The sequence below is a fragment of the Corynebacterium lujinxingii genome (genome assembly GCF_014490555.1).
Lineage (GTDB): Bacteria > Actinomycetota > Actinomycetes > Mycobacteriales > Mycobacteriaceae > Corynebacterium > Corynebacterium lujinxingii.
In genome coordinates, this window is record NZ_CP061032.1 from 23,973 (window position 1) to 45,965 (window position 21,993).

The 21,993-nt window shown below is 64.1% G+C and carries 15 protein-coding genes and 1 pseudogene; 7 read left to right on the forward strand and 9 right to left on the reverse strand.

Annotation, left to right across the window (positions count from 1 at the left end; genetic code table 11):
- The first annotated feature begins 254 nt into the window (after nt 1–254).
- The gene (locus IAU68_RS00095; RefSeq protein ID WP_171193072.1) at nt 255–4,823 is read left to right on the forward strand and encodes a hypothetical protein; all 4,569 of its coding nucleotides are present in this window, start codon (nt 255–257) and stop codon (nt 4,821–4,823) included.
- Nucleotides 4,824–4,866: 43 nt separating this feature from the next.
- Here IAU68_RS00095 and IAU68_RS00100 read toward each other — a convergent pair whose 3' ends face one another.
- The 4 genes from IAU68_RS00100 to IAU68_RS00115 are packed head-to-tail and all read right to left on the reverse strand — an operon-like array spanning nt 4,867 to nt 9,520.
- Nucleotides 4,867–6,348 (reverse strand): cutinase family protein, encoded by a 1,482-nt coding sequence (locus IAU68_RS00100; protein ID WP_171193073.1) that lies wholly within the window; start codon nt 6,346–6,348, stop codon nt 4,867–4,869.
- Nucleotide 6,349: 1 nt separating this feature from the next.
- Nucleotides 6,350–6,769: a hypothetical protein gene (locus tag IAU68_RS00105; protein WP_171193074.1), complete on the reverse strand. Its 420-nt coding sequence runs from the start codon at nt 6,767–6,769 to the stop codon at nt 6,350–6,352.
- Nucleotides 6,770–6,815: 46 nt separating this feature from the next.
- Complete coding sequence (locus IAU68_RS00110; protein WP_171193075.1) at nt 6,816–8,909, reverse strand: YhgE/Pip domain-containing protein; 2,094 nt, start codon at nt 8,907–8,909, stop codon at nt 6,816–6,818.
- Nucleotides 8,906–9,520, reverse strand: a complete 615-nt coding sequence (locus tag IAU68_RS00115) for a hypothetical protein (protein ID WP_171193076.1) — start codon at nt 9,518–9,520, stop codon at nt 8,906–8,908. Before IAU68_RS00115 ends, IAU68_RS00110 begins: the two co-directional genes overlap by 4 nt.
- A gap of 91 nt (nt 9,521–9,611) precedes the next feature.
- Between IAU68_RS00115 and IAU68_RS00120 the strand changes: the two genes are divergently transcribed.
- Entirely contained in the window at nt 9,612–10,175 is a 564-nt protein-coding gene (locus tag IAU68_RS00120; RefSeq protein ID WP_171193077.1) for a TetR/AcrR family transcriptional regulator, read from the forward strand.
- 6 nt (nt 10,176–10,181) lie between these two features.
- On the opposite strand, the gene IAU68_RS00125 is transcribed toward IAU68_RS00120, so the two are convergent.
- Nucleotides 10,182–10,925, reverse strand: coding sequence for a hypothetical protein (locus tag IAU68_RS00125; RefSeq protein ID WP_171193078.1), 744 nt, complete (start codon nt 10,923–10,925; stop codon nt 10,182–10,184).
- A 270-nt stretch (nt 10,926–11,195) separates the two neighbouring features.
- On the opposite strand from IAU68_RS00125, the gene IAU68_RS00130 reads away from it, so the two are divergent.
- Together IAU68_RS00130 and metE are read left to right on the forward strand one after the other, a co-directional pair.
- Nucleotides 11,196–12,131 carry a methylenetetrahydrofolate reductase gene (locus IAU68_RS00130; RefSeq protein ID WP_171193079.1) on the forward strand — a complete coding sequence of 312 codons (936 nt, stop codon included), beginning with the start codon at nt 11,196–11,198 and terminating at the stop codon, nt 12,129–12,131.
- Nucleotides 12,132–12,145: 14 nt separating this feature from the next.
- Nucleotides 12,146–14,398, forward strand: coding sequence for a 5-methyltetrahydropteroyltriglutamate--homocysteine S-methyltransferase (gene metE / locus IAU68_RS00135; RefSeq protein WP_171193080.1), 2,253 nt, complete (start codon nt 12,146–12,148; stop codon nt 14,396–14,398).
- A 233-nt stretch (nt 14,399–14,631) separates the two neighbouring features.
- On the opposite strand, the gene IAU68_RS00140 is transcribed toward metE, so the two are convergent.
- The gene (locus tag IAU68_RS00140) at nt 14,632–15,591 is read right to left on the reverse strand and encodes an endonuclease domain-containing protein (RefSeq protein WP_171193081.1); all 960 of its coding nucleotides are present in this window, start codon (nt 15,589–15,591) and stop codon (nt 14,632–14,634) included.
- Nucleotides 15,592–15,859: 268 nt separating this feature from the next.
- On the opposite strand from IAU68_RS00140, the gene IAU68_RS00145 reads away from it, so the two are divergent.
- From IAU68_RS00145 to IAU68_RS11585, 3 genes and pseudogenes are all read left to right on the forward strand, one after another.
- Nucleotides 15,860–16,381 carry a peptidylprolyl isomerase gene (locus IAU68_RS00145; RefSeq protein WP_171193082.1) on the forward strand — a complete coding sequence of 174 codons (522 nt, stop codon included), beginning with the start codon at nt 15,860–15,862 and terminating at the stop codon, nt 16,379–16,381.
- A gap of 94 nt (nt 16,382–16,475) precedes the next feature.
- Entirely contained in the window at nt 16,476–17,138 is a 663-nt protein-coding gene (locus tag IAU68_RS00150) for a rhomboid family intramembrane serine protease (protein WP_171193083.1), read from the forward strand.
- A gap of 335 nt (nt 17,139–17,473) precedes the next feature.
- A pseudogene (locus IAU68_RS11585) lies at nt 17,474–17,917 on the forward strand (catalase-related domain-containing protein); the annotation flags it as partial.
- Here the strand turns inward: IAU68_RS11585 and IAU68_RS00160 are convergent.
- The 3 genes from IAU68_RS00160 to pknB form a co-directional block, all read right to left on the reverse strand.
- On the reverse strand, nt 17,805–19,196 hold the full coding sequence (locus tag IAU68_RS00160) for a hypothetical protein (protein WP_171193085.1): 1,392 nt from the start codon (nt 19,194–19,196) through the stop codon (nt 17,805–17,807). The pseudogene IAU68_RS11585 and the gene IAU68_RS00160 overlap by 113 nt on opposite strands.
- Before the next feature lie 429 nt (nt 19,197–19,625).
- Entirely contained in the window at nt 19,626–19,901 is a 276-nt protein-coding gene (crgA, locus tag IAU68_RS00165; RefSeq protein ID WP_171193086.1) for a cell division protein CrgA, read from the reverse strand.
- A 33-nt stretch (nt 19,902–19,934) separates the two neighbouring features.
- Complete coding sequence (gene pknB / locus IAU68_RS00170; protein ID WP_171193087.1) at nt 19,935–21,992, reverse strand: Stk1 family PASTA domain-containing Ser/Thr kinase; 2,058 nt, start codon at nt 21,990–21,992, stop codon at nt 19,935–19,937.
- Nucleotide 21,993 lies beyond the last annotated feature (1 nt).

Consider the following 21,993-nt stretch of genomic DNA (forward strand, 5'->3'; position numbering starts at 1 on the left):
TGAACAATCGCTCGGGTTGTGGTGAAGATCACCTTGCGGTTTTCTTATTTAGTGCTGACTAAAGGTGGAGGTCAGCGACGCGGGTTTTAGGGTTTTCAAAGGTTATTAGGTGTTTTGGTTGGCTGTGAGGTGTTTTGGACTGTCCTCCAAGGCGATCTTGCGATTAAATGTGTAGTTATCAGTTTGGAGATCCGTGTTCAGGTGATCTCAAGGCTGCTTCGAATATCTCCTCCGACTTGTAAGGAATGAAGCCGTTGAAGAACGCAAACTTGAAGAAGCGCGCTATGGCCGCGCTCATTTCGAGCACTCTCATCGCTGGCGGCGTGGCCGGCGTTGCCCCGAGCGCGGAAGCGCTGACTTACACGGGCTCCCAGGCCCAGATTGTTAACGCCTACGAGCGCCTGAGCGAAGAGGATCTTCGCCAGTACTTCGCCGCTGAGAAGCCGACCTCGTACAGCAACGGAACCTTCGTGCTGCCGACTGACCGTGGCCCGGGTTGGTGCATCGACTGGGGTATCGACAACCCGTGGAATAACGAACCGGGCGGCTACGAGGTTCGCAAGCTCACCGGCGCCTCGGGCCGTGTCGGTGACGGTTTGCGCATCAACGAGGATATTTTGCTCGCCGCAATCAACGTCACCAAGTCTCTAACTGCGGATTTCCAGGCCTACCAGAAGCAGCCGTCTCCGGACCGGCTTTACAAGATCCAGCAGGAGAACCGCATCCTGCAGGCTCTGCTTTCGAACAATCTTGGTGCGCTGAACGAGATGCGCAGCGGCTTCTACTACGGGCAACTCAACCAGACGATGTTCCAGACCATGACTGGTTTTGACATCCACTGGAAGAAGCAGGACGTTAGGGGCGATGGCACGCCGAACTACGTCTTCACCAAGAACAAGTACTTCAAGACGGTTGAGGAAAACTACAACGAGGGTGAGTACATCACCGTTCTTGTGCCGAAGAACTACAACCTCAACCTGAACCCGAAGAAAAACCCGACGTTCCAGCGCATCGTCACCGTTGTGCAGCCGGGGCTGCCGGGTTTCAAGCCGACGCCGGGCAAGGAGACCATCACTGAGATCACTAAGGTTACGCAGCCGGCGGTCACCACGACGGTTACGGAAACCCGCCCCGCGTCGAAGACGACCGAGCGCATTACTGAAACTCCGCGCACCGTCACGGAGACGTACACGCACCCTGAGGTCACCGTTACCGAGCGCTCTACGCTGCCGAAGGCGTACGAGACCGTGCGGGTCACCCGCCCACGCCAGACCGTGACCGAGACCGAGAAGGTCACCCCGGTGACCAAGACTGTCACTGAAACCGTCTCGGGTACACCGGTCGAGAAGACGGTTGTTGAGACCCCGCCGGCAAAGGTCGTCACGACCACCCGTGAGGGCGAGCCGACGACCGTCACTGAAACCGTGTCGGACACCCCGGTTGTTGTCACTAAGCCGGCCTCCACCGTCACCGCAACTCGTTGGGCAACGCCGACCCGCACGACTGTAAAGGACGTGCCGGGTGGCGTCGTCACCGAGACGAAGACCATCACCCCGGAACCGGTCACCTCTACCCGCGTGATTCCGGTGACCGAGAACTACTACACCGAGAAGGTGTACGAGTCGGTGAAGGAGGTCCACGAGTACTACTACTTCGCTGGCTTCACCAAGAACGACAAGTCCAAGACCATCGAGCTGCCGGACGGTGTGAAGGGCTCCTGGACCTTCGAGGTCATCAAGGGCCGCGACATCGTCGTGGTCGAGCGTACCGAGGACGGCAAGCTCAACATCACCCCGCGCCCAGACTTTGAGGGCGAGGGCGACGTCGAGATCCTGATCACGGACGAGCTGGGCAACCAGTACATCTACCGCGTCAAGGTCTCCGACACGATCACCGTGCAGACTCAGACCAACGTCAAGGTCAACAACTTCTTCTATACGATCAACCCGGATAGCGAGAACCGCATCAAGGTCATCGAAAAGAACCCGGGTGAGAAGACTGAGCTGGTTTGGATCGACGCCGACGGCAACGAGCACGACGTTCTTCCGGGTGGCATCAATGTCTTCGACGACGAGCAGCAGGTCAAGGTTGAGGTCACGAACCCGAACCTGCGTGGCCAGGTCGTCGTCAAGATCGTCGAAGAGTCCGGCAACGTCCGCGAAAACATCGTCACCATCGAGAACACCACCTCGAAGTTCGATGTTGTCCGCGAGATTCTGAGCACCTCCACCGCGATCGTGGAGCGCCGCGGTGGCGACTTCACGATCAAGTCGGGCGAAGAACTCGTTGAGATCACCAAGGGTGAAAATGACACTTGGGTCATCAAGCCGAAGGACAAGGACACCGAGGGCACGGTTGAGATCGTCTTCACCGATAAGAACGGTGTGGAGTACAACTACACGATCGAGATCAAGAACGACGTGAACTCCGGCCCGGTCATCCGTAACTACGAGATCCAGTCGGGCAGCGACGGCCAGGACGGCGACACCGTCAAGATCGAGCGTCGTGACGAGTGGGATATCAAGGTCATCAGCGGCGACGTTGACGTCGAGTCGACCACCGGCAAGCTTGATGAGAACGGCGATGACACCAACATCTGGACCGTCAAGCCGCGTGACGGCTTCACCGGTCAGGCTGTGATCCACGTTGTTGACAAGAAGACCGGCACGCTGGTCGGTGTTTGGAATATCCAGGTCAACCCGGGCATCAACCAGGACCAGTACGAGGTCAAGTCGATTGAGCGCGATATCGTCGATCGCTCCATCGTGGATCTGTACCTCGGCTTTAAGGACACCGAGAACGACGGTGCAAATCCGAACCGTTTCACGTTCGACACTGAGGGCAAGTTCGACTCGTACGACGAGATGATCGAGCACTACAAGACTGAGTACGAGGGCATCATCGACTTTGAGAAGTCCACCCTTGGTGAGGATGGCGATTGGCAGCTCGTCTTCAAGCCGGGCGCTGAAGGTACGGTCAAGGTGATCGAGCAGCAGCCGTTCTTCGACAAGGACGACAACGCGGACTACCGCCCGATCACCGAGTACACCTACAACGTCTCCCCGGCACCGGTGCGCCAGCTCAACTACGACGTCACCTCCGACAACATCCTCAACCTTTCTGGCACGAACCTGCGAGTGGTGAATGCCGAAGAGGCGAAGAAACTGCTCGCCGGCGACGTCCCAGCCGACAAGTCCAAGTCCGTCAAACTCGAGTTCAACCGCGATGCTAACGGCCAGCTAATCCTCGAGAACGTGACCGATGAAGGCTTCGTCTTCGAGCGCTACACGATCGACGTGACCCCGGGTCGCGACGCCAACTTCAAGCCGCTCGAGCGTGAGATGGGCTGGAACGCGACTGCACGAATCCCGGGTGCCGCTGACGACAACGCTGAGGTGACTGAGGGCAAGGACCTCGTCAACGTCACCCGCGACGAGGCCAACGACCAGTTCGTTATCAAGCCGGTGCCGGGTAAGACTGGCCTTGCAGTGATCAAGGTGAAGGACGGCCGCGGCGCTTGGGCGGAGTACCGCCTGAATATCGTCGAGCCGAAGAAGGGTGAGGCCACCTACACCGTTGCGACGAACTCCCAGTTCCGCGCAACGATCGCCGAGGGTAAGAACTCCTTCCTGCTGGTTTCCGGCAGCGAGTCCTTCATGGACCCGCGCACCGAGAACGGTGAGTGGATCCTTCAGCCGAAGCAGGATGCCGCTGGCAAGTCCGGTGTGGTTGAGGAACGCGACGAGAACGGCGACGTGATCAACCGCTACACGGTCAACATCATCAAGGGCAAGGTCCTCACGACCCGTCAGCAGCGCTCCGTCATCCCGGAGAACGGCTGGACCGACATTCCGGCAATGAACAACGGTGGCAAGTTCATCGTCGTTTCCGGTAACGAGTACGTCACCACCAGCACGGTGGACGGCGAGTTCCGCGTCACCGCCAAGCCAGACACCGTCGGCAAGGTTGTCCGTGTTGAGGAGCTCAACGACAACGGCGACGTTCTGCGCACGATCACCCTCGACATCGTTCCGTCTGATACTGCTCAGTCCGGCCCGCTGACTGAGTCTGGTGCAAGCACCGGGTACAACAACGACCTGCCGCAGATCAAGATCGATAACAGCACCACCACCGGTGAGATCAAGATTGAACTGCCGGAGGGTCTGAAGGACTTCGTTCCGACGCAGAACGGTGATCAGATCGAGGAGATCATCCAGACGGGTGAGGGCAAGTACACCCTCAAGCTCAAGGATGGTTTCCAGGGTGACCTCGGCTACGTGGTCGTTGATGCTAACGGCAACCAGTCCCTGGAACGCCACTACAACATCAAGTTCACCAAGCACGTGGTTAACAACCAGGACACCCAGTCCGGCTCCTCCGAGCTCGACGGCAAGTGCATCGCCGGCATCGTCGGCCTGACCGCGCCGCTGCTGCTCGCGATCCCGCTGGGCATCCTGTCCCAGGTCCAGATTCCGGGCCTTGAGGGTGTCTCCGCGCAGGTCAACGCTGCGATCCGCGACGCCAACAACCGCATTCAGCGCGGCCTCGGCATCTACAACGAGGATCGTGCGTCCCGTGCGGCTGACCTCCAGGCTGCGTTCTCCATCGAGAACCCGCAGGCTCTCGGCCTCGCGGCTGGCGCTTTGGGTGCGATCACCCTGGGTCTGCTCGCTGTCGACGGTGTCATGCGCGCATGCGGCGCTGAGGAGTACACCTCCTCCTACATGTTCGGCAAGGCGATCGACAACGAGACGCTCATGAACGGCTCCTCCGGCAGCTCCCAGAAGGGCACCGAGGACAAGGCTGCTTCCTCCGAGAAGTAACCCCCGGTTGAGCTGAGCCCGTCAGGCATTGTGCCTGGCGGGCTCATTGCTTTGCGACGACCCCACGCACAACCTCATCCAGCCACCCCATCGCGTAGTCATAGCCGGTCTGCCCGTCCACGTTGAAACCGCCGGGGATGTCGGTGTAGCCGAGCTTGTAGTAGGACATATGCCGCGGCCCGAAATCGCCGGCCAGGCGAGCGGACGCAATCAGGTTCGCGTTCTGCGGGTCGTCGAATGCCTCCCGTAGGCCGGCGGCGTCGATGATGCGCTCGCACAGCGCGGTCACGGTCGCATGCGCCCAGGCCTGGCGGCCTTCAGTGCCGGTGGGGGTGTGGGGGATGACACCCAGGCGCTCCAACTGCCAGTTGATCCGTTCCGCGGCTTCGATGGTCCGGAAGACTTGGAGCAGGAGTTCCGCGTCCGGAATGAGTTGATTGAGCGCGGGCAACAGCCATGGCCACGTCACCCCCTCCTTCGCCAGTTCGGGCAGGGCGGCGAGCAACGCGATGGCGACCTGCTGGTCCACAGGTGTGGTGCTGGCGGTGGTGGCGTGGTGGTGCAGGGCGCTCCCGGCGGTGGCGAGTTCGATGATGATTTGTGGGGCGAGGGTGGCGTCGATAAGCGATAGCCCTGATTGCTCGAACGCCACGCGCGGGGGCACACCCTGGCCGAGCAACTCTTGGAGGCGGGCGATGCGGATGCCGGTGATGGCGTTGAAGGGGCCGGGGACCACGTCGCGCATGGCGACGTCTGCAAGCGTACGGATGATGCTGTCCGGGTCCGTCGCGCACGCCATGTCGGCGCCGTTGCACAGGGAGAGTACCTTGCCCTCCAACCCGTGGAAGCCGAGGTTGCGGGTGCCGGCCATGCCGACGCGGGTGGGGTCGAGCGCGGTGCCGCCGGGTTGGACCGTCTCGCCGTTCGCGCCGCGCAGTCCTTTCGGCGGGGCGGCATAGAGGCGCGCAGGTTTCGGGGCACCGGGTTCCAACGGGGCGCGGGCGGGGTCGGCGAAGAGGAGGACGGCGGCGATGTCGTCGGCACGCACGCCCTGCACTTTGTCTGCGGACACGAACGCGGCGGCGTCGCCGATTAGGTGCGCGCCCTGCGAGTAGCCGATGAGGATGAACCGGGTGCCGGGGCAGTGGCGGGCGACGGTTTCCATCTCCAGAGTGGCCTGGTCGCGGCCGTAGCGCACCGACTCGCCGTAGGTGGCGGCCTCCGTGCCCTCCGGAACCACGCCGGACGTGCCGAACACGCTGAAGCGGCCAAGCGACGCCGGGTACTTCACCTGGAACGTGGACACCGTGCGAGCGCCGAACCGGACTTGGAGGTCGTCGGCGGGGGAGGAGTCGTCGTCAAAAAGCGACTCGCGCGCGACAGGGTGCCAGGAATGAGAAAACCCCGACCCAGCCGCTTGCACGACGTGGACGGGGTGACAGCGCAGCTGCAGCGCCTCGGCTTCGGGAGCCGCCGCGAGAGGGATCAGGGCAGCGGCGAGCGCGAGGGCTGCGGCGCGGCGCACGCTACTTCTTCTTCGGCAGGGAAGCGAGCGCGAGGCCGATGCCGACGAGCCAGGAATCCTTCGCGATGGCCTTGCCGGCATCGGACGGGCGGATGCCGTCGTCCTCGGTGTACTGGTCGCCACCGAAGTACATGGTGAGCAGGCCGGAGCCGAAGGCGGTCAGGCCGAGGCCGACGAGGCGGTTCGGCAGCAGCGGGCACAGCAGCGCGGCGCCCAGGGCGGTCTCCGCGGCGGCCAGGCCGGTGGCAAAGTTCTCGGCCTCGATCTGGCCGAGTGCCGGGATGCCGTCGGTGGACATGTCGCGCAGGCCCTCGGCACCCTCCTTGTCCAAGTTGAACTTGCCCAGGCCGGCGTTCAGGATGTACGCGCCGGTGGGGATGCGAAGTGCAGCGGATGCGAGGCGGTTGGTCTTCTTGAACATGATGTCCTTTCAGGGGGAAGTGGATTCGCTCCGCCCATAGTACGGATTACACCGACAGCTCAGGGTGGAGATCGCTTACCGGGATCGTGCGGCGCGCGCGCAGCGCCACCGACGAGACCACAATGCCCAGCACAGCCACGAAGAGCAGCGCGGTCACCGCGGTCCACATGCGCGGATCGTAGGACGGAGTGTCGAACAGCGCGTAGCGCACCAGATCCACCGAGTAACTCATCGGGTCGAACTTGTGCACCCACTGGATGAACTCCGGCTGTACTTCAGGCGGGTATAGGCCGTTGGAGGCGACGAGTTGGAGGGACATCAGCGCCATCGTTGCTAAGCGGCCGGGCGCGGGGCCGAGCGCGGTGTTAAGCGCCATGATCGCGCAGATGAACACCCAGGAAACGAACGCCAGTACGCCGAACAGCGTCAGCGGGTGCTCCGGCTCCACGCGCAGCACGCCCACCTGCATGACCCACAGGGCCACGGCCTGGAAGAAGCCGATGATCGCCGACGGGATCATGGTGTAGAGCATCACGCGGAACGGGCTGACACCCGAGTCGATCGCGCGGCGGTTAAACGGCTTCATGATCATGTAGGTGATCAGCACGCCGAACCACTGCGACAGGGCCAGGAAGAACGGGCTCAGGCCCTTGCCAAAGAAGGTCAAGCCGTCGCCCACATGCTGCGTGGTCACCGGTTCCGCCGCCGCGTCGATGGCCTTGTCCAGACGCTCGCCCTGCCACTTCGGGGCCTTCTTGGCACCGTCGGCGAGGCTCATGGAGAGCTCGCCGGTGCCGTCGGAAAGCTTCACCAGACCGTCGTTCAAGTCGCCCAGGCCGACCACCAACTGGTTGGAGCCGTCCGCCAGACGCGACGTGGCGTCCGTGGCGGTGCTCGCGGCGACGACCAACTTCGACGTGCCGTCCTTCAGCGTCGTAATACCGGCCAGCAGCGTGCCGGAGCCGTCCTGGAGTTGCGCCAGACCGTCGGCGAGCTTCTTTGCGGCCGCGGTTGCCTCGTCCACGCCGCCGCGGTACTTCGCGCTCGGGTCGGAAAGTTGCGTGGCCAACTCGTGCGCGCCGGACTGCAGCTGCATCAACTGGCCGACCAAGTCGTTGCCCTGCAGCGCCTGCAGCGGGCCGCCGTTGAGTTGCAGCTTCACACCGCGGGCCTGGTTGGCCAGCTCGGTGGAGCCCGGGATGGGGGAGCGGTCCAGGTCCGCGATCACGCGGTCCAGGTTCGCGTTGATGTCGTCCAACGCCGCCTGGGCGTCGTTCAACTTGCCCGCAAACCCGGTGATCTTGTCCACGCCGCCGGCGATCTGGGTCGCGCCCTCGCCCAACTGCTGGGTGCCGGACTGCAACTGGTTCATACCGTCGGAAAGCTGCGATGCGCCACCCGAGGCGGTGGTCAAACCGTCGTTCAACTGAATCGCGCCGTCCTGCAGGCGGGCGACGCCGCCGTCGAGCTTGTTCACGGCGTCCGGCATCTGCTGCACCTTGTCGTTCAACTGCTGGATGCCGTCGTTGAGCTTCGTGCCGCCCTCGTTGAGCTTCTCCGAGCCGTCGTGGGCCGAATTCGCGCCCTCGTCGAGTTGCTCGGCGCCGTCGGAGGCCTTTTGCACGCCGTCGGAAAGCGTGTTGATGCCCACAAACAGCTGGTCGACCACCTTCGCGCCCACCGAGTTGGACACGGCGGCCGCGATCGCGTCTGCGGCCTTATCGCCCAGCACGGTCGGGATGAAGCCGTTCGTCTCGTTCAACGTGATGTTGATCTTCGCCGGGTGCGGATTATCCGAATTCACACTGGTCACCGCGTCGGAGAAGTCCGTGGGGACCTCCAAACCCAGGTAGTAGGTGCCGTCGGCGATGCCCTGTCTGGCCTCCTCGGCGCTAACCACCCGGAAGTCGAGAGGCCGCTGCTCCAGCAACTGGTCCACAACCTCGTCGCCGTTCTCGCCCTCGTCCGAGTTCACCAAGGCGACCGGCAACTTGTAGAGGTTGCCCAGCGGGTCCCAGTACGACCACACAAACAAGCCGCCGAACAGCAGCGGCAGCAGTATGATCGCGGTCAGGGCAAGCGGCGGGAGCTTGCCGTGGAGAAATTTCCGGAAATCGGTACCAATGTGCAGGCCGCTCATAGCCCCTCCTCATTCACCGTGTTCACCATGACGGGAAGGTGGACTGCAACGCCGCGCAGGTCGTCGAGAAGCTGCCTGCGCAGGTCCATGTCGCGGACCTGGTCGATGTCGTCGACAATCAGCATCGTCGCCTCCGGGCGCGAAATCAGCGCCAGCAGGACGCGCAGGCGGAAGCGATCCAGCGGGGAAATCTCGCCGACCTGCTCGGTCAGGTCGATGTCCTCCAGCTGCAGCGGCTCCAGCCAGCGCTCCACATGCTTGTGCGACTTAATCGCCTCGGACGTGTGCGGGGTGCGGCGGAAAAAGCCTTGCGACCAGGCGATCTGCTCACGCACCACGTCGCGCACGCGCACCAGGCGGTCCAGCGAGTCGATCTCCTGCACGCCCGCGAGCGCGATCTGCTTGAAGCGTTCGCGGTGCGACGAGGGTTCGTCGTCAAGCAAAATGGTGCCGCCGTGGGGACGATGACGCCCGGCCAGCGTGAGGCTGAGCAGGGTCGAGTCGGACTCTCGGCTGGTGTTGAGCAGGGTCAGCCCCCGGCCGATGTCGAATGTCTCCGGAGCGTCGCCCCTGCGCACCACGAGGTCTTGCGCGCTGAGGATTGCAGTCATGTGGTCCCTTAACCGTAGGGTGGACTATCACTTAACTCGTGATATGGTGCTCCCTAAATAAGTCACTGTCAAACGCAGAGTGGGGAGTGCCATGCGCGCGGATGCCCGCAGGAAGCGCGACCAGATCATCACGGCCGCGCTACACCAAATCCAGACGCGCCCCAACTCCGAAATCACGCTCAACGGCATCGCCTCCGACGCCGGCGTGGGCATCGCCACGCTCTACCGTCACTTCCCGTCGCGTTCTTCGCTTTACGACGCCTGCGCCGTCGTCTACATCGACCGCCTCGAAACCCTCCTCGATGCCACCCTCGCCGGCTTCCACGCCGACCCCCAAGGCAGTTTCGAGCGATTCGTGTGGGCGATCGTCGACTCCGGCGTCGGCATGCTCGCCGCCGCACTTGCCGCCGAACCCTCCGCCGACGGCCCCCGCATCATCGTCGAGCGCCGCGACGCCTTCATGCACAAAGTGCAGTTGCTTATCGACGAAGCCGTGCCCCACGGCATCGTCGCCCCCGGCCAAACCGCACTGCAGCTGGCCTCCGAACTCACCGTCGCCACCCGGCCGATGGCCTCCCCGCTCGCCGAGTTCCTCCCCGACGTGCGCGACCGGCTTGTGCGGCACCTCATCGCGGGCTGGCGCGCCGAGGTGTAGGGCGGGCTACTTCAGCTCGTGGCGGCCGCCGTCGGAACCATCGGTGTTGTGGGTGGCGTCGGTGGCCCTGCGCTGGTCGTCGTCGAGCGTGTCCAGGGTGGTGAGCTCGTCGTCCGTGGAGGTAGTGGCGGCCGCGGTGCCCGTGGCGTCGGTGGTGAGGGCGTGCTTGCCGGTGGTGTCGGTGGTGGTGTCGTCGTTAAGCGAGCGCTCGTCCTCGGTGCGGGTGGAGTAGACGAGCGTGGACGAGCCGGACGGGGAGGTCTCGGTGCGGGTCGGCGCGGGGCGGTAGGTCTTCACCGGCTCTTCGCCGCCGAGTTTGTCCTTGAGCCAGAACTCCCACGCGGCCCAGGCGCCGCCGCCGGCGACGGCTGCCAGGGTGGTCCACTTGATCACGGCGCCGATGGTGCCGAGCACGCCGCGGCCCTCGTCCTTCTTTTCCTTCGCATGGGCCTCGAGGAAGTCGATGCGCTGCTTGCGCAGGGGCGCGTCGGCGTTGAAGGCGGCGCGGCGGCGGTCGAGGCGGTCGTGGGCCTGGCGGGTGAGCTCGCCGGCCTGGGCGCGGGCGGTGCCGAACAGTTCCTCGAGTTGGTCGGGGTCGAGGTTTTCGCGGATGTCGTCCAAGTCGCCGTCCTTGAGGTTTTCCAGGAGGGAGTCGTAGATGCCGCGCTCGCGTTTGTCGTTCTGGTCGCGGAAGTACTTCACGGCTTGGTTAGCGATAGTGTAGGCGATGCCGACCATCTTCAGATTCATGGGGGTCTCCTTCATCTGTGTTGGGTTTACAGGTTCCAAGGGTAGCGAAGCTGCTGGACAGCGTCTCTGTACCAAGCGTTACGCAAAAACGGACTAAGCGGTTCATTTTGCGGTAATTACATTCACGAAAACGACGGCCTTGACCAGCAACGACAGCGCACGGAAACCGAGCTGATTGAGACCCATAAACACGCCACATAAGTTTCAAGTCACCGTTTAACCACGGTGCAACAAGTCCCGATGACAGCCAGCCGAGTGAAAGGTCACGCCATGTTCGAAGCCTCCCCTTCGACCCGGCTTTCCGCCTCGGCGCCCATCGACCGCGAGGGCGCGCCGGTGATCCGCCGCCCCCGCCCGCGCCAGCGCACCGCGTTGAGCTTCGAGATCATCCCGCCGCGCCCCACGGATGACGTGGCGAAGATGGACGAACTCATCGCGGGTCTGGCCTCCTACAACCCGGATTACGTCTCCGTGACGTCGTCGCGACGCAGCGAGTGGCTCGAAGGCACCGCGTCCGTGATCTCGCGCATCGAGCAGACCACAGACTTGCGGACGATCGCCCACCTGGCCTGCACGGCCGGCACGCGCGAGGAACTCACGGAGTGGATCCGCACGCTTATCGACGCCGGCGTGCGCGGCTTCCTCGCCCTCCGCGGCGACCTGCCCGAGACCGGCCTGCCGGACGGCTACATGCCGTACGCGACCGACCTGCTCAACCTCATCGAGGAAGTGCAGGAGGAAGAGGCGTTCCGCCTCGCCGGCGGCAAACTCGCCCTGTCGGTGGCGTGCTACCCCAAGGGGCATGAAGAATCGCGCAACTTCGACCACGACCTGGACGTGCTGCTGACCAAGCAGCGCCTGGGCGCGGACTTCGCCATCACGCAGCTCTTCTTCGAGGCCCAGGACTTCCTGGAGTTCGTCGAGGTGGCGCGTCTGGCGGGCGTGCGCATTCCGCTCATCCCGGGGATTATGCCGATGACCTCCCTGAAGCGCGTGCGCCGGATGGGGGAGTTGTCGGGGTTGGAGGTGCCTGAGGTCGTCGAGAAGCGATTGCTCGAAGCTGACGACGAGTACGAAGCCGGCATGGAACTCACCGCCAACCTTGCGCGGGAGATCTTGGACGCCGGCACGGGCGGGCTCCACGTGTACACCCACAACAACCTGGCCGTCACGCGGGACTTTTTGGACCGCATCGGCATCCAATAGATAAAGGACGAACAATGACCACCTTCCCCAAGGCAACCATCGAGGGTTACCCGCGCATCGGCGCGAACCGCGAGCTCAAGCGCGCGCTCGAGAGCTACTGGGCAGGGCGTATCGACGCCGACACGTTCCGCTCCACCGCCCGCGCCCTGCGTGTGAACAACTACAACCACCTGCGCGACCTCGGCCTGACCGAGGATTACGCCATCCCGGCGGACGTCGCCCTGTACGACCAGGTGCTCGACACCGCGCTGACCGTCGGCCTCGTGCCGGGCGGCGTTGATCTGGACGAGGAGTTCGCCCTCGCCCGCGGCAACGACACCCGCGTGCCGCTCGAGATGACCAAGTGGTTCGACACCAACTACCACTACCTCGTTCCGGAGGTCGAGGCTGGCCAGGAGATTAAGGCGGTGCCGGAGCGCATCGTGCGCATCGTGGAGGAAGCCGCCGAGGCCGGCCACAAGGTCCGCCCGTTCCTCGTCGGCCCGGTCACCCTGATCGCCCTGTCCAAGCCGGCCGAGTGGTCGCTGCTTCCCGCGCTTGTCGACGCCTACGCCGAGGTCTTCGCCGCCCTGAAGGACGCCGGCGTGGAGTGGATCCAGATCGCCGAGCCGGCCGTGGTCGCTGACCTGTCCACCCCGGACGCGGAGATCGCTAAGCACCTGCGCGAGGCTTGGTCTGGTTTGTTGGCCGCGGAGAACCGCCCGAACGTGTACCTGACCACCCCGTACGGCTCCGCCCGCGAGGCCCTCCCGGTCATCGCCGAATTGGGCTTCGAGGCCGTGCACGTCGACCTGTCCCCGTGGACGCTCGAGGCCGACGGCGACTACGCCTCCCGGGTAGCCGAGACGATCCCTGCGTCGACCCACCTGGTCGCTGGTCTGATCGACGGCCGCAACGTCTGGGCCGCCAACCTCCGCGAGCGCACCGAGGTGCTCGAGTCGCTTGGCGATCGCGAGGTCTCCGTGTCCACCTCCACCTCCCTGCAGCACGTGCCGCACACCCTCAAGGCCGAGCGCAACCTGCCGGTCGAGGTCGCACCGTGGCTGTCGTTTGCCGACGAGAAGCTCGCCGAGATTCAGGCGCTCGTCGCCGGCCCGGACGCCGCGACCGAGGCGTTCGCCCAGTCTGACCGCGCCGTGCGCACCCGCGCCGAGTCCACCACCATCCACAACAAGGCCGTGACCGACCGCGTTGCCGCACTGCCGGAGGGCGCCGTCAAGCGCGAGCCGGCGTTCGAGGAGCGCAACAAGATCCAGCACGAGGAGCTCGGCCTGCCGAAGCTGCCGATCACCACCATCGGCTCCTTCCCGCAGACCGATGAGATCCGCAAGGCCCGTGCCGACCACCGCGAAGGCGAGCTCTCCGACGCCGACTACAAGGAGGCGCTAAAGAACGAGATCAAGCAGGTCATCGAGCTCCAGGAAGAGATCGGCCTGGACGTCCTCGTCCACGGCGAGGCCGAGCGCAACGACATGGTCCAGTACTTCGCCGAACTTCTCGACGGCTTCGTCGCCACCGAGAACGGCTGGGTCCAGTCCTACGGCTCCCGCTGCACCCGTCCGCCGATCGTCGTCGGCGACGTCTCCCGCCCGGAGGCCATGTCCGTCGACTGGTCCGCGTACGCGCAATCCCTGTCCGACAAGCCGGTCAAGGGCATGCTCACCGGCCCGGTCACCATCCTGGCCTGGTCGTTCAAGCGCGACGACGTGCCACTGTCCGTCTCCGCTGACCAGATCGCACTCGCGCTTGCCGACGAAGTCCGCGACCTCGAAGAAGCCGGCATCAAGGTCATCCAGATCGACGAACCGGCGCTGCGCGAGCTCCTGCCATTGCGTGCCGACGACCGCGCCGCCTACCTCGACTGGGCCGTCCGCGCCTTCCGCCTCGTGTCCTTGAAGGCCGAGCCGGGCACCCAGATCCACACCCACCTGTGCTACTCGGAGTTCGGCCAGATCATCGATGCCGTCGCCGCCCTCGACGCCGACGTCACCTCCATCGAGGCCGCCCGCTCCAAGATGGAACTGCTGGAAGACCTCGACGAGTCCTTCCACTCCGAGATCGGCCCGGGCGTGTGGGACATCCACTCTCCGCGCGTGCCGTCCCAGGAGGAAATCGCAGGTCTGCTGCGTGCCGCCCTCCAGAACGTGCCGACGGAGCGCCTCTGGGTCAACCCCGACTGCGGCCTGAAGACCCGCGGCTACGCCGAGGTCGACCCGTCGCTGCGTAACCTGGTCGCCGCCCGCGACGAGGTCGTCGAAGGCCTGTAGGTCCCGGTCGCGGTGGGGCGTGCCGCGCTGCGGTGGGCCGCCGCGCCCCCGGTGCGCCCCCGGTGCGGTGCGCCCTGTCGCGCCCCGCGCCCCCGGTGCCCCGCCCCGCCGCGCCCCGCGCCCCCCGCTGTGAAGTTTCCAGCGAATTAGTCGTAGCGAATCGCCCGAAATGCGCGATTCGCTGGGTGTAGTTCGCTGGTTTCTTTCGTTTCAGGGGTGCGGGGTGGCACGCTCTACGGAAATCGGGGTGGACGTTGCCCCGGACGTTGCCCTGGGCGTTCCCGGGTCGTGGCGACTTTGGGCTCGCCGCGCTTGTCTGCTCGTGCTTTTGCCTCCCGTATCCGGCGGACGCATTCCTCTGGATTCCGGAGTATCTCCCGTGTGAAAAATCGGATGACCTCGTATCCCTGCTCACGAATCCAAGTTTCGCGCCTGAGTTGAGAGAGGACGGCGTCATGAGGCTTGTTCTCGAACTTATCGAGGCCATCGATCTCAATAACGAGGGTCCCCCAGATCAGGTCGACTCGGTAATTGGGTCCGATCCACAGTTGCATCTCCACCTCGATGCCGTTTTCGTGGAGAATCACACGCAAGAGAGTTTCGTACGGTGACTCCGACCAAGGAGACGCAAGTTCGAGTGCCTGCCGTGCGTTCGCAATCCCGCGTTTTCCCTTGAGACGGGTAATTTTCGCTTGGATGGTCTCCCATTGTCTCCGCTTGTCGTGGAGGGTGCCGAAGCGCAGAAGCCAGTCCATCGCGACCGCGCCCTGACGCACGCCGTGAAACCGCGCGATGTCGATCGCCGTGCGCGCTGGACTCGTCACCTGTATTTTCCGGTCCGCACCGATGCGGTCGGTCCGGTGGATGAAGTAGACGTCCGATTCGGGGATCCGCATGTGACGGTAAAGCAGACCATCGGGCCAGTCTTTCGTTGATGGTGGCGTACCGTGCGATTGTGCCAGCTCGATGACTTCCTTGCCGTCCGGGATGGTCCACATGTTCAACAAGCGGGCGGCCGAGCGACTCACCAACACCGAGCGATGGGCCGATGAACCTGCTGCGTAGCAGCGTAAGTACTCGCGCTCGTACGGCCGCAGCGCGTTCCACGCGTCGACGCGCACGTATCGACGCGATGAAACCTTCACGCATGCTTCCGCCTCGGCGACCGCCTGGCCGACGAGCAAATCTGTCAACTTTTCCCCAACCATATGACCCCCCGGTCGATGATGCTGGATCAAAAGTATCCGCTGGGGAGCCGATGCACAAGAGCAACGCGCTAACCAAGAGCTCCGATCGAGTTTCCAGCGATCCAGTCCCAGCGAATCGGCAATTTTCGGCGATTCGCTGGGACTAATTCGCTGGGTTTGCGATCAAAGTCCAGGACCGCCCAAGACAGCCCAGCACGCCCCGCCGGCGACCCGGCGAACCCCCGCCCGGGCGAACCCGCGTACCCTGGTCACCATGACTCAGAAGACGCAAACTATGACTCTGCACACGAATCACGGTGACATCGTGATCGATCTGTTCGGCAACCATGCCCCGAACACAGTGAAGACCATCACGGGCTTGGCCACCGGCGACCGGGAGTACTCCGCCAAGAACGCGAAGGGCACCAACGAGGGCCCGTTCTACGACGGCGCGATTTTCCACCGCATCATCCCGGGCTTCATGATCCAGGGTGGCGACCCGACCGGCACCGGCACCGGCGGCCCGGGCTTCCAGTTCGCTGACGAGTTCCACCCGGAGCTGCAGTTCGACCGCCCGTATCTGCTGGCCATGGCGAACGCTGGCCCGGGTACGAACGGTTCCCAGTTCTTCATCACCGTCGACGCGACCCCGTGGCTGAACAACCGCCACACCATCTTTGGCGAGGTCACCGATGAGGCGTCGAAGAAGGTTGTCGACGAGATCGCCGGCGTCCAGACCGGCCGCATGGACCGCCCGGTGGAGGACGTCGTGATCGAGTCCGTCGAGGTCGCGTAACCGCATAACCGCGGAGACCGCATAACTGCGCAAGCACCTAAGAGCCCTCGCCAACCGGCGGGGGCTTTTCCGTGCCCGAAGTACCCTGAACAGCATGCTCCGCAACACGCTGAAGAACGCGCCCGCCACCACCGCCATCGCCGCGCTGTGCACGTTGGTTTTCGTGGTCACCGCCATTCAGGCCCGCAGCATCACGGACGTGATCTGGGATTCGCCGGTGGGGGAGAGCACGGTCCTGTTCGGCCCCATGGTTTTCGAGTGGGGCTACCTGCGCACCCTGACCGCGGGGTTCCTCCACCTGGACATCACGCACCTCGCGCTGAACATGTTCATGCTGGTGCTTATTGGCGCGGAGGTGGAGCGGTTCGTCGGCACGGGCCCGTATGCGGTGGCGTATGGGGCTGGGGTGCTGTGGTCGTCGGCAAGCGTGCTCGCGTTCAACTTCACCACGCCGACCGCGGGGGCGTCGGGGGCGCTCTACATGCTGATGGCGGTGCTCATCGCAGTTGCTTATCGACGATCCACCGACCTGAAAGCCCCACTCACCCTCGTGGCGGTGAATGTGGTGTATTCGCTGATCTCGGAGTCGGTGTCGCTGTGGGGGCACATGGGTGGGCTTGTGGTGGGGCTGGTGATGGCGTGGCCGTTGACGTCGTCAAGCATGCGCACCCGGTGGATAGCCGCGTGGGCCGCGTTGGTGCTGGCAGTGCCGGTGATTTGGGGGTTGACGATCCCATCGACAACTCCTGTGTACTAGTTATCCACAGGAGTTGTCCACAATGTGGAGAACTACACGGGTGTTGTTAGTCGAACGACACGTCGAACAGTTCGAGCGACACGCCGGAGAAACCTGGCATTTTCGAATAAGAACCAGCACAAGCGCCTGTCCTGTGGAGTTGTGCACAGAGTTATCCACAGGTGTGGATAGAACGCGCTCGCATGGAAATCTCTAGGCTGGATGGCGTCCGTGCCACGACAGATTGATGGCTGATCAAAGCGAGGCGGACGAGATCGTCGCAAAGGGCGAGCGCCCCGCGGGCAAGGGCCGCACCACGCAGTTGGGCGAGCTGCACATCACTGAGGATGTGTCCCAGTACCAACCGCACCGAGAAGGGCGCGGGCTACCTGGACAACAACGAGGATTCCTCCTCCAACCTCACCGACTACGGCCAGGCGGAGAACCTCTACATCAACCCGGATCCGCACGACACCGATCTGGTGCGCGAGGCGTACGTCAAGCACGCCGAGGACGACGACTTCGGCCAGGCTGGCACGCTCTACCGCGACGTGTTTGACGACGCGGAGAAGGAGCGCTTCGTGCACAACATCACCAACAAGATGATGGCGATTAAGAACCAGGACGTCGAAGAGCAAAGCCCGTTGAGTCTGCAACAGACTCAACGGGCTTTCTTAACGTGCGGGCTTAGAAGGTGCCGCGGACCTGACGGCCGAAGTCGGAGACAGTCGCGTCCAGGGAGGAGACTTCCTGGTCGTTGTACGCGGAGGTGTCACCAGCCAGGCGGCCGGTCTGGGTGACCTTCATGGTGTTGTGCAGGCGGCCTTCCTTGGTCTTGCCGTCGCCGAAGGAGAAGGCTGCGAGGAGCATGTCGTCACCGGAGTTGACCGGGTTGGACATGGTGACCTCGAAGGTGCGCACGCCGCGGTCGAAGTCGTAACCTAGGTCGCGGACGTGGGTGCCGTTGTACTTGGTGGTGGTAATCAGGCGGTCGACGCCCTCCGGGCCGGCGAAGGTCTCAACCTCGACGCGGAAGGTCACGGCCGGGAACTCGCCCCAGTAGCGCTTGTCGCCGACGTTCTTCACACGCAGTGCGACGGAGCCGGCGAAGCCGGACGCCTTCCAGGTGGAGGTGGTGAAGTACGGCTGCAGGTCGAGGTCGCGGACCACGCCCTCCTGGTCGTCGATGACTTCGGTGATCTCGTCGGTGTTGGTCTCTTCGACCTCGTCGATAACCGCGGTGCCCTCGTCGGTGATGTCGTCGTTGGTCACGTTTGCTGCGGCCTCGTCGTCGACCTTGGTCACGTCGTCGAGGTTCGCGCCGGTCTCAATCTTCTCGACGTCCTCGTTGTACGCCGGGTTCGGGTTCTCAACCGGGGTGGTGACCTGTGCGCCCTTGTTCGGTGCCCAGGAACCGGCCGGGGTGGAGTAGTTCTTCACTCGCACCTCGTTCTTCACCGGCATGTTGGCGACCCAGGCGGTCGGGGTGGCCCAGGTGCCGTTCGGGCGGCAGCGCTGCTGGGTGCCGGTCATGGTGACGGTGCGGAAGCCGTAGGTGGCCTCGCCGGTGTTGCCGGCCGGCACGTCGTATGGGCCGATGGACTGGCCGACGGACCAGGACAGGGAGCCGGAGACGTCCCAGCCGAGGGACTTGGCGATGGAGTAGCCGATGTTGCCCTGCATGCCGTCCTTGGAGCCGGAGCCGCCAAGCGTCAGGGTCTCAGTCTTGGAGCCGTTGACCGACGCCTCGATGGTCTGTGTGCGCGACAGGTCCTGCTTGAGCGGGATGGTGTTGTCGGACAGGTTGGTGGTGGAGATGGTGCCGACCGGCAGGAAGTTGTCCTTCACCTTGTACACCACGGTGCGGTAGTCCTCGGTGGAGTTGCACACCGGGCGCGGGTTCAGGATGTTGGCCTTGAGGTGGTCCGAGCCACGGTAGGTGTGGATGATCGGCAGGTCGGAGTTGGTTGCCGGGGTCTCCGGGTAGGACTCCTCGAAGGTCTGGGCGGTTGCGGTCGCGGCGGAGCCTGCGATGGCGATGGCGGCCAGCGCTGCGACGGCGGAACGGATTGCGCGCACGGGGGCGCTCCTTTCTCGGGAACTGGACAGAGGTGAGCGGGTGCTCTCGCATAAAAGTCTTAGTCCCTTGTAAGGACGACTGCATAGGATTGTTGAACAATCTACCCAATCCGGGGTCGAACTAATTGCTTATCGACGACCAAACGCCCCGGTCAACATGCTTTTATCCACAACCCGGAATAGGTGCGATCATCGCAACAGGGCGCGGTATTTATATTCACGGCTTGACCCGGGGAAACAACACGTACCCACACGTTCGGGTCCAAACGGGCAGGGTCGGACGGTGCACCGGTCGCGTGCTTCCGAATCGCCCTCACACCCGCAGAGTTCGAAAACTACAGTTCGAAATCTGCCGAGCAAGGCCGAAGCACGGCAAACAAAAACGGGGCGCGACGGGAAAACCCGCCACGCCCCGCGCTAGACCGCGCGCTAGCGCCAGCCCATGGTCATGAGCAGGCCGATGATCATGCCTGCGAAGCCGATGCCGTAGTTCCACGGGCCGAGCTGGGCTAGGAACTGGATCTGGTCGCCGGCGAGGTAGTACACGATGAGCCAGCCGAGGCCGAGGATCATCAGGCCGAACATGATGACCTTGTACCAGATCGGGGTGCCGCCGGTGTTGACCTTGACGGGAGTGCGGGACGCGCCGGTGGAGGTGCTGCTGACCGGGCGGACAGCGTCCTTAGTTACTTTCGCTTTAGGCATCGTTGTTCTCCATGTCGTCGTGTCGGGTCTGGGCTACAGGCCGAGCCTGCGCTCCACGCCACGTACCGCGTTTGCTGCGTTCTGGGGTGAAACTGTATCAGCCCCGGCACCTGCTGCGTTATTTTGCGGCAGGAGGACGCCGGCGTCGAACTTCCACAGGTTGTAGCCGATGGCCTGGTCCTTGCGCACCACGTCGCCGGCGGGGATTTCTTGGTGGCCGATCAGGCCGGCGTCGACAAGCGCGCCTGTTGCCACGGTCGGGCCTTCAACGAGGCGGCCGCTCCAGCCAGCGTCGCGCATGATGCGCTCGGCTTCGGTCGGGTCCATGCGGGTGATCTTCGGCATCTTCATCAGCATGCCGTTGGAGATACGTAGCTCAACGGTGGTGCCAGTCTCCACGTCGGTGTTCTCGCCGGCCACGGCCAGGACTTCGCCCTCGGGGCGTTCGGAGTCGACCTTGGTCACGGTGGAGCGCAGCTTCAGCGACGACAGGGTCGCGGTGGCCTGCTCGACGTTGAGGCCGACCAGCGACGGCACCTGCACCATGTCCGGGCCCGAGGATACGGTGATGCCGATGCGCGAGCCCTTGGCAATCTGGGTGCCGCCGGCCGGCTGCTGGCTCAAGATGGCGCCTTCGGGGATGTTGTCGCTGGCTTCGCGGCGCACGTTCGGGTTCAGTTCGAGCCCGGCCTTCTTCAGCTCCTCGACCGCCTCGTCCGTGGTGAGGTTGGTGATGTCGGGCACGTCCGTCATCTCCCTGCCGGAGGAGACGGTGAGCTTCACCGGGGTGCCAGCCTTCAGTTCGGAGCCTGCGGCGGGGTTGGAGGAGATGACGTCGCCTCGCTTGATGTCCGGGTTCGGCTCGTCCATCACGGAGACCTGGAAGCCGAGACGTTCAAGTTCTGCGATGGCCTCGTTGCGCGGCTTGCCGGTCAGGTCCGGGATCTGCACCATCTTTTCCTGCGCGGGCGCCTGAGGGTCGTCGTCTGCGGAGAAGTAGTCGTAGACAAACCAGGACACCGAGCCGATAAGCAGCAGGCTCAACAGCGCCGCGAGCCACTTCAAGGTGTTGTTCGACGTCTTTTCGTGCGCGGCGCGGTGGTCCGCGTAGCGTGACTGGCGTTCGGCGTCCGGGGCCTTCGCTTCTCGACGAGCCGGGGCCGGCTCACGAACCGCATCGCCCACAACCACCGTATGGCCGGCGTCCTGCTCGGCCGCGGAGAGGTGGTTGCGCGCCGCGGTGGTCACGTTGCCGTGCTCGAGAAGCTCGAGGTCGTCGCCCATCTGCAGGGCGGTTTGGTAACGGTCCGCCGGGTGCTTCGCCATCGCGGTGAGGATGACGGAGTCGACGTTGACGGCCTCGTTGTCGGTCAGCGGCGTGGAAATGCGTTCCGACGGCGGCACCGGGTCTTCCTGCACGTGCTGGTAGGCCACGGCGAAAGGGGATTCGCCTTCGAACGGCGGCTCGCCGGTGACGGCTTCGTACATCACGCAGCCGAGCGCGTAGATGTCGCTGCGCGCATCGGCCTGTTTGCCGCGGGCCTGCTCGGGGGAGAGGTACTGGGCGGTGCCGATGACGGCGGAGGTCTGCGTCATCGCGGAGGTGGAGTCGTCCAACGCGCGGGCGATGCCGAAGTCCATCACCTTCACCGCGCCGGTGTTGGTGACCATGATGTTTGCCGGTTTGATGTCGCGGTGGATGATGCCGGCGTCGTGGCTGGCCTGCAGCGCGCGCGTGACCGGCAGTAGGAACCGCGCTGCCCGCTCGGGGCTCAGCGGCCCTTCGTTGCGCACGATGTCGCGCAGGTTCATGCCGTTGACGCGCTCCATGACGATGTATGGCACGTCCACACCGGAGGTTTCCACCGACCCGGTGTCGTACACCGCGACGATATTTTCGTGGTTCAGGCGCGCGGAGTTTTGCGCCTCACGACGGAAGCGCTCACGAAAGTTCTCGTCGCGCGCCATGTCGATTTTCAGCATTTTGACGGCGACTTCGCGCCCAAGTGCGACATCTGTGGCGCCGTACACGTCGGACATGCCGCCGGTGCCGATGATGTCGCCCAGTTCGTACCGGTCAGCGATCAGCATT

Excerpts from the sequence above, each read along its gene's own strand:
- IAU68_RS00105 (WP_171193074.1), bottom strand. The coding sequence starts at position 6,769 with ATGTTCAAGAAGACCAACCGCCTCGCATCCGCTGCACTTCGCATCCCC.
- IAU68_RS00110 (WP_171193075.1), bottom strand. The coding sequence starts at position 8,909 with ATGAGCGGCCTGCACATTGGTACCGATTTCCGGAAATTTCTCCACGGC.
- IAU68_RS00115 (WP_171193076.1), bottom strand. The coding sequence starts at position 9,520 with ATGACTGCAATCCTCAGCGCGCAAGACCTCGTGGTGCGCAGGGGCGAC.
- IAU68_RS00120 (WP_171193077.1), top strand. The coding sequence starts at position 9,612 with ATGCGCGCGGATGCCCGCAGGAAGCGCGACCAGATCATCACGGCCGCG.
- IAU68_RS00125 (WP_171193078.1), bottom strand. The coding sequence starts at position 10,925 with ATGAATCTGAAGATGGTCGGCATCGCCTACACTATCGCTAACCAAGCC.
- IAU68_RS00130 (WP_171193079.1), top strand. The coding sequence starts at position 11,196 with ATGTTCGAAGCCTCCCCTTCGACCCGGCTTTCCGCCTCGGCGCCCATC.
- metE (WP_171193080.1), top strand. The coding sequence starts at position 12,146 with ATGACCACCTTCCCCAAGGCAACCATCGAGGGTTACCCGCGCATCGGC.
- IAU68_RS00145 (WP_171193082.1), top strand. The coding sequence starts at position 15,860 with ATGACTCAGAAGACGCAAACTATGACTCTGCACACGAATCACGGTGAC.
- IAU68_RS00150 (WP_171193083.1), top strand. The coding sequence starts at position 16,476 with ATGCTCCGCAACACGCTGAAGAACGCGCCCGCCACCACCGCCATCGCC.
- crgA (WP_171193086.1), bottom strand. The coding sequence starts at position 19,901 with ATGCCTAAAGCGAAAGTAACTAAGGACGCTGTCCGCCCGGTCAGCAGC.
- pknB (WP_171193087.1), bottom strand. The coding sequence starts at position 21,992 with ATGCTGATCGCTGACCGGTACGAACTGGGCGACATCATCGGCACCGGC.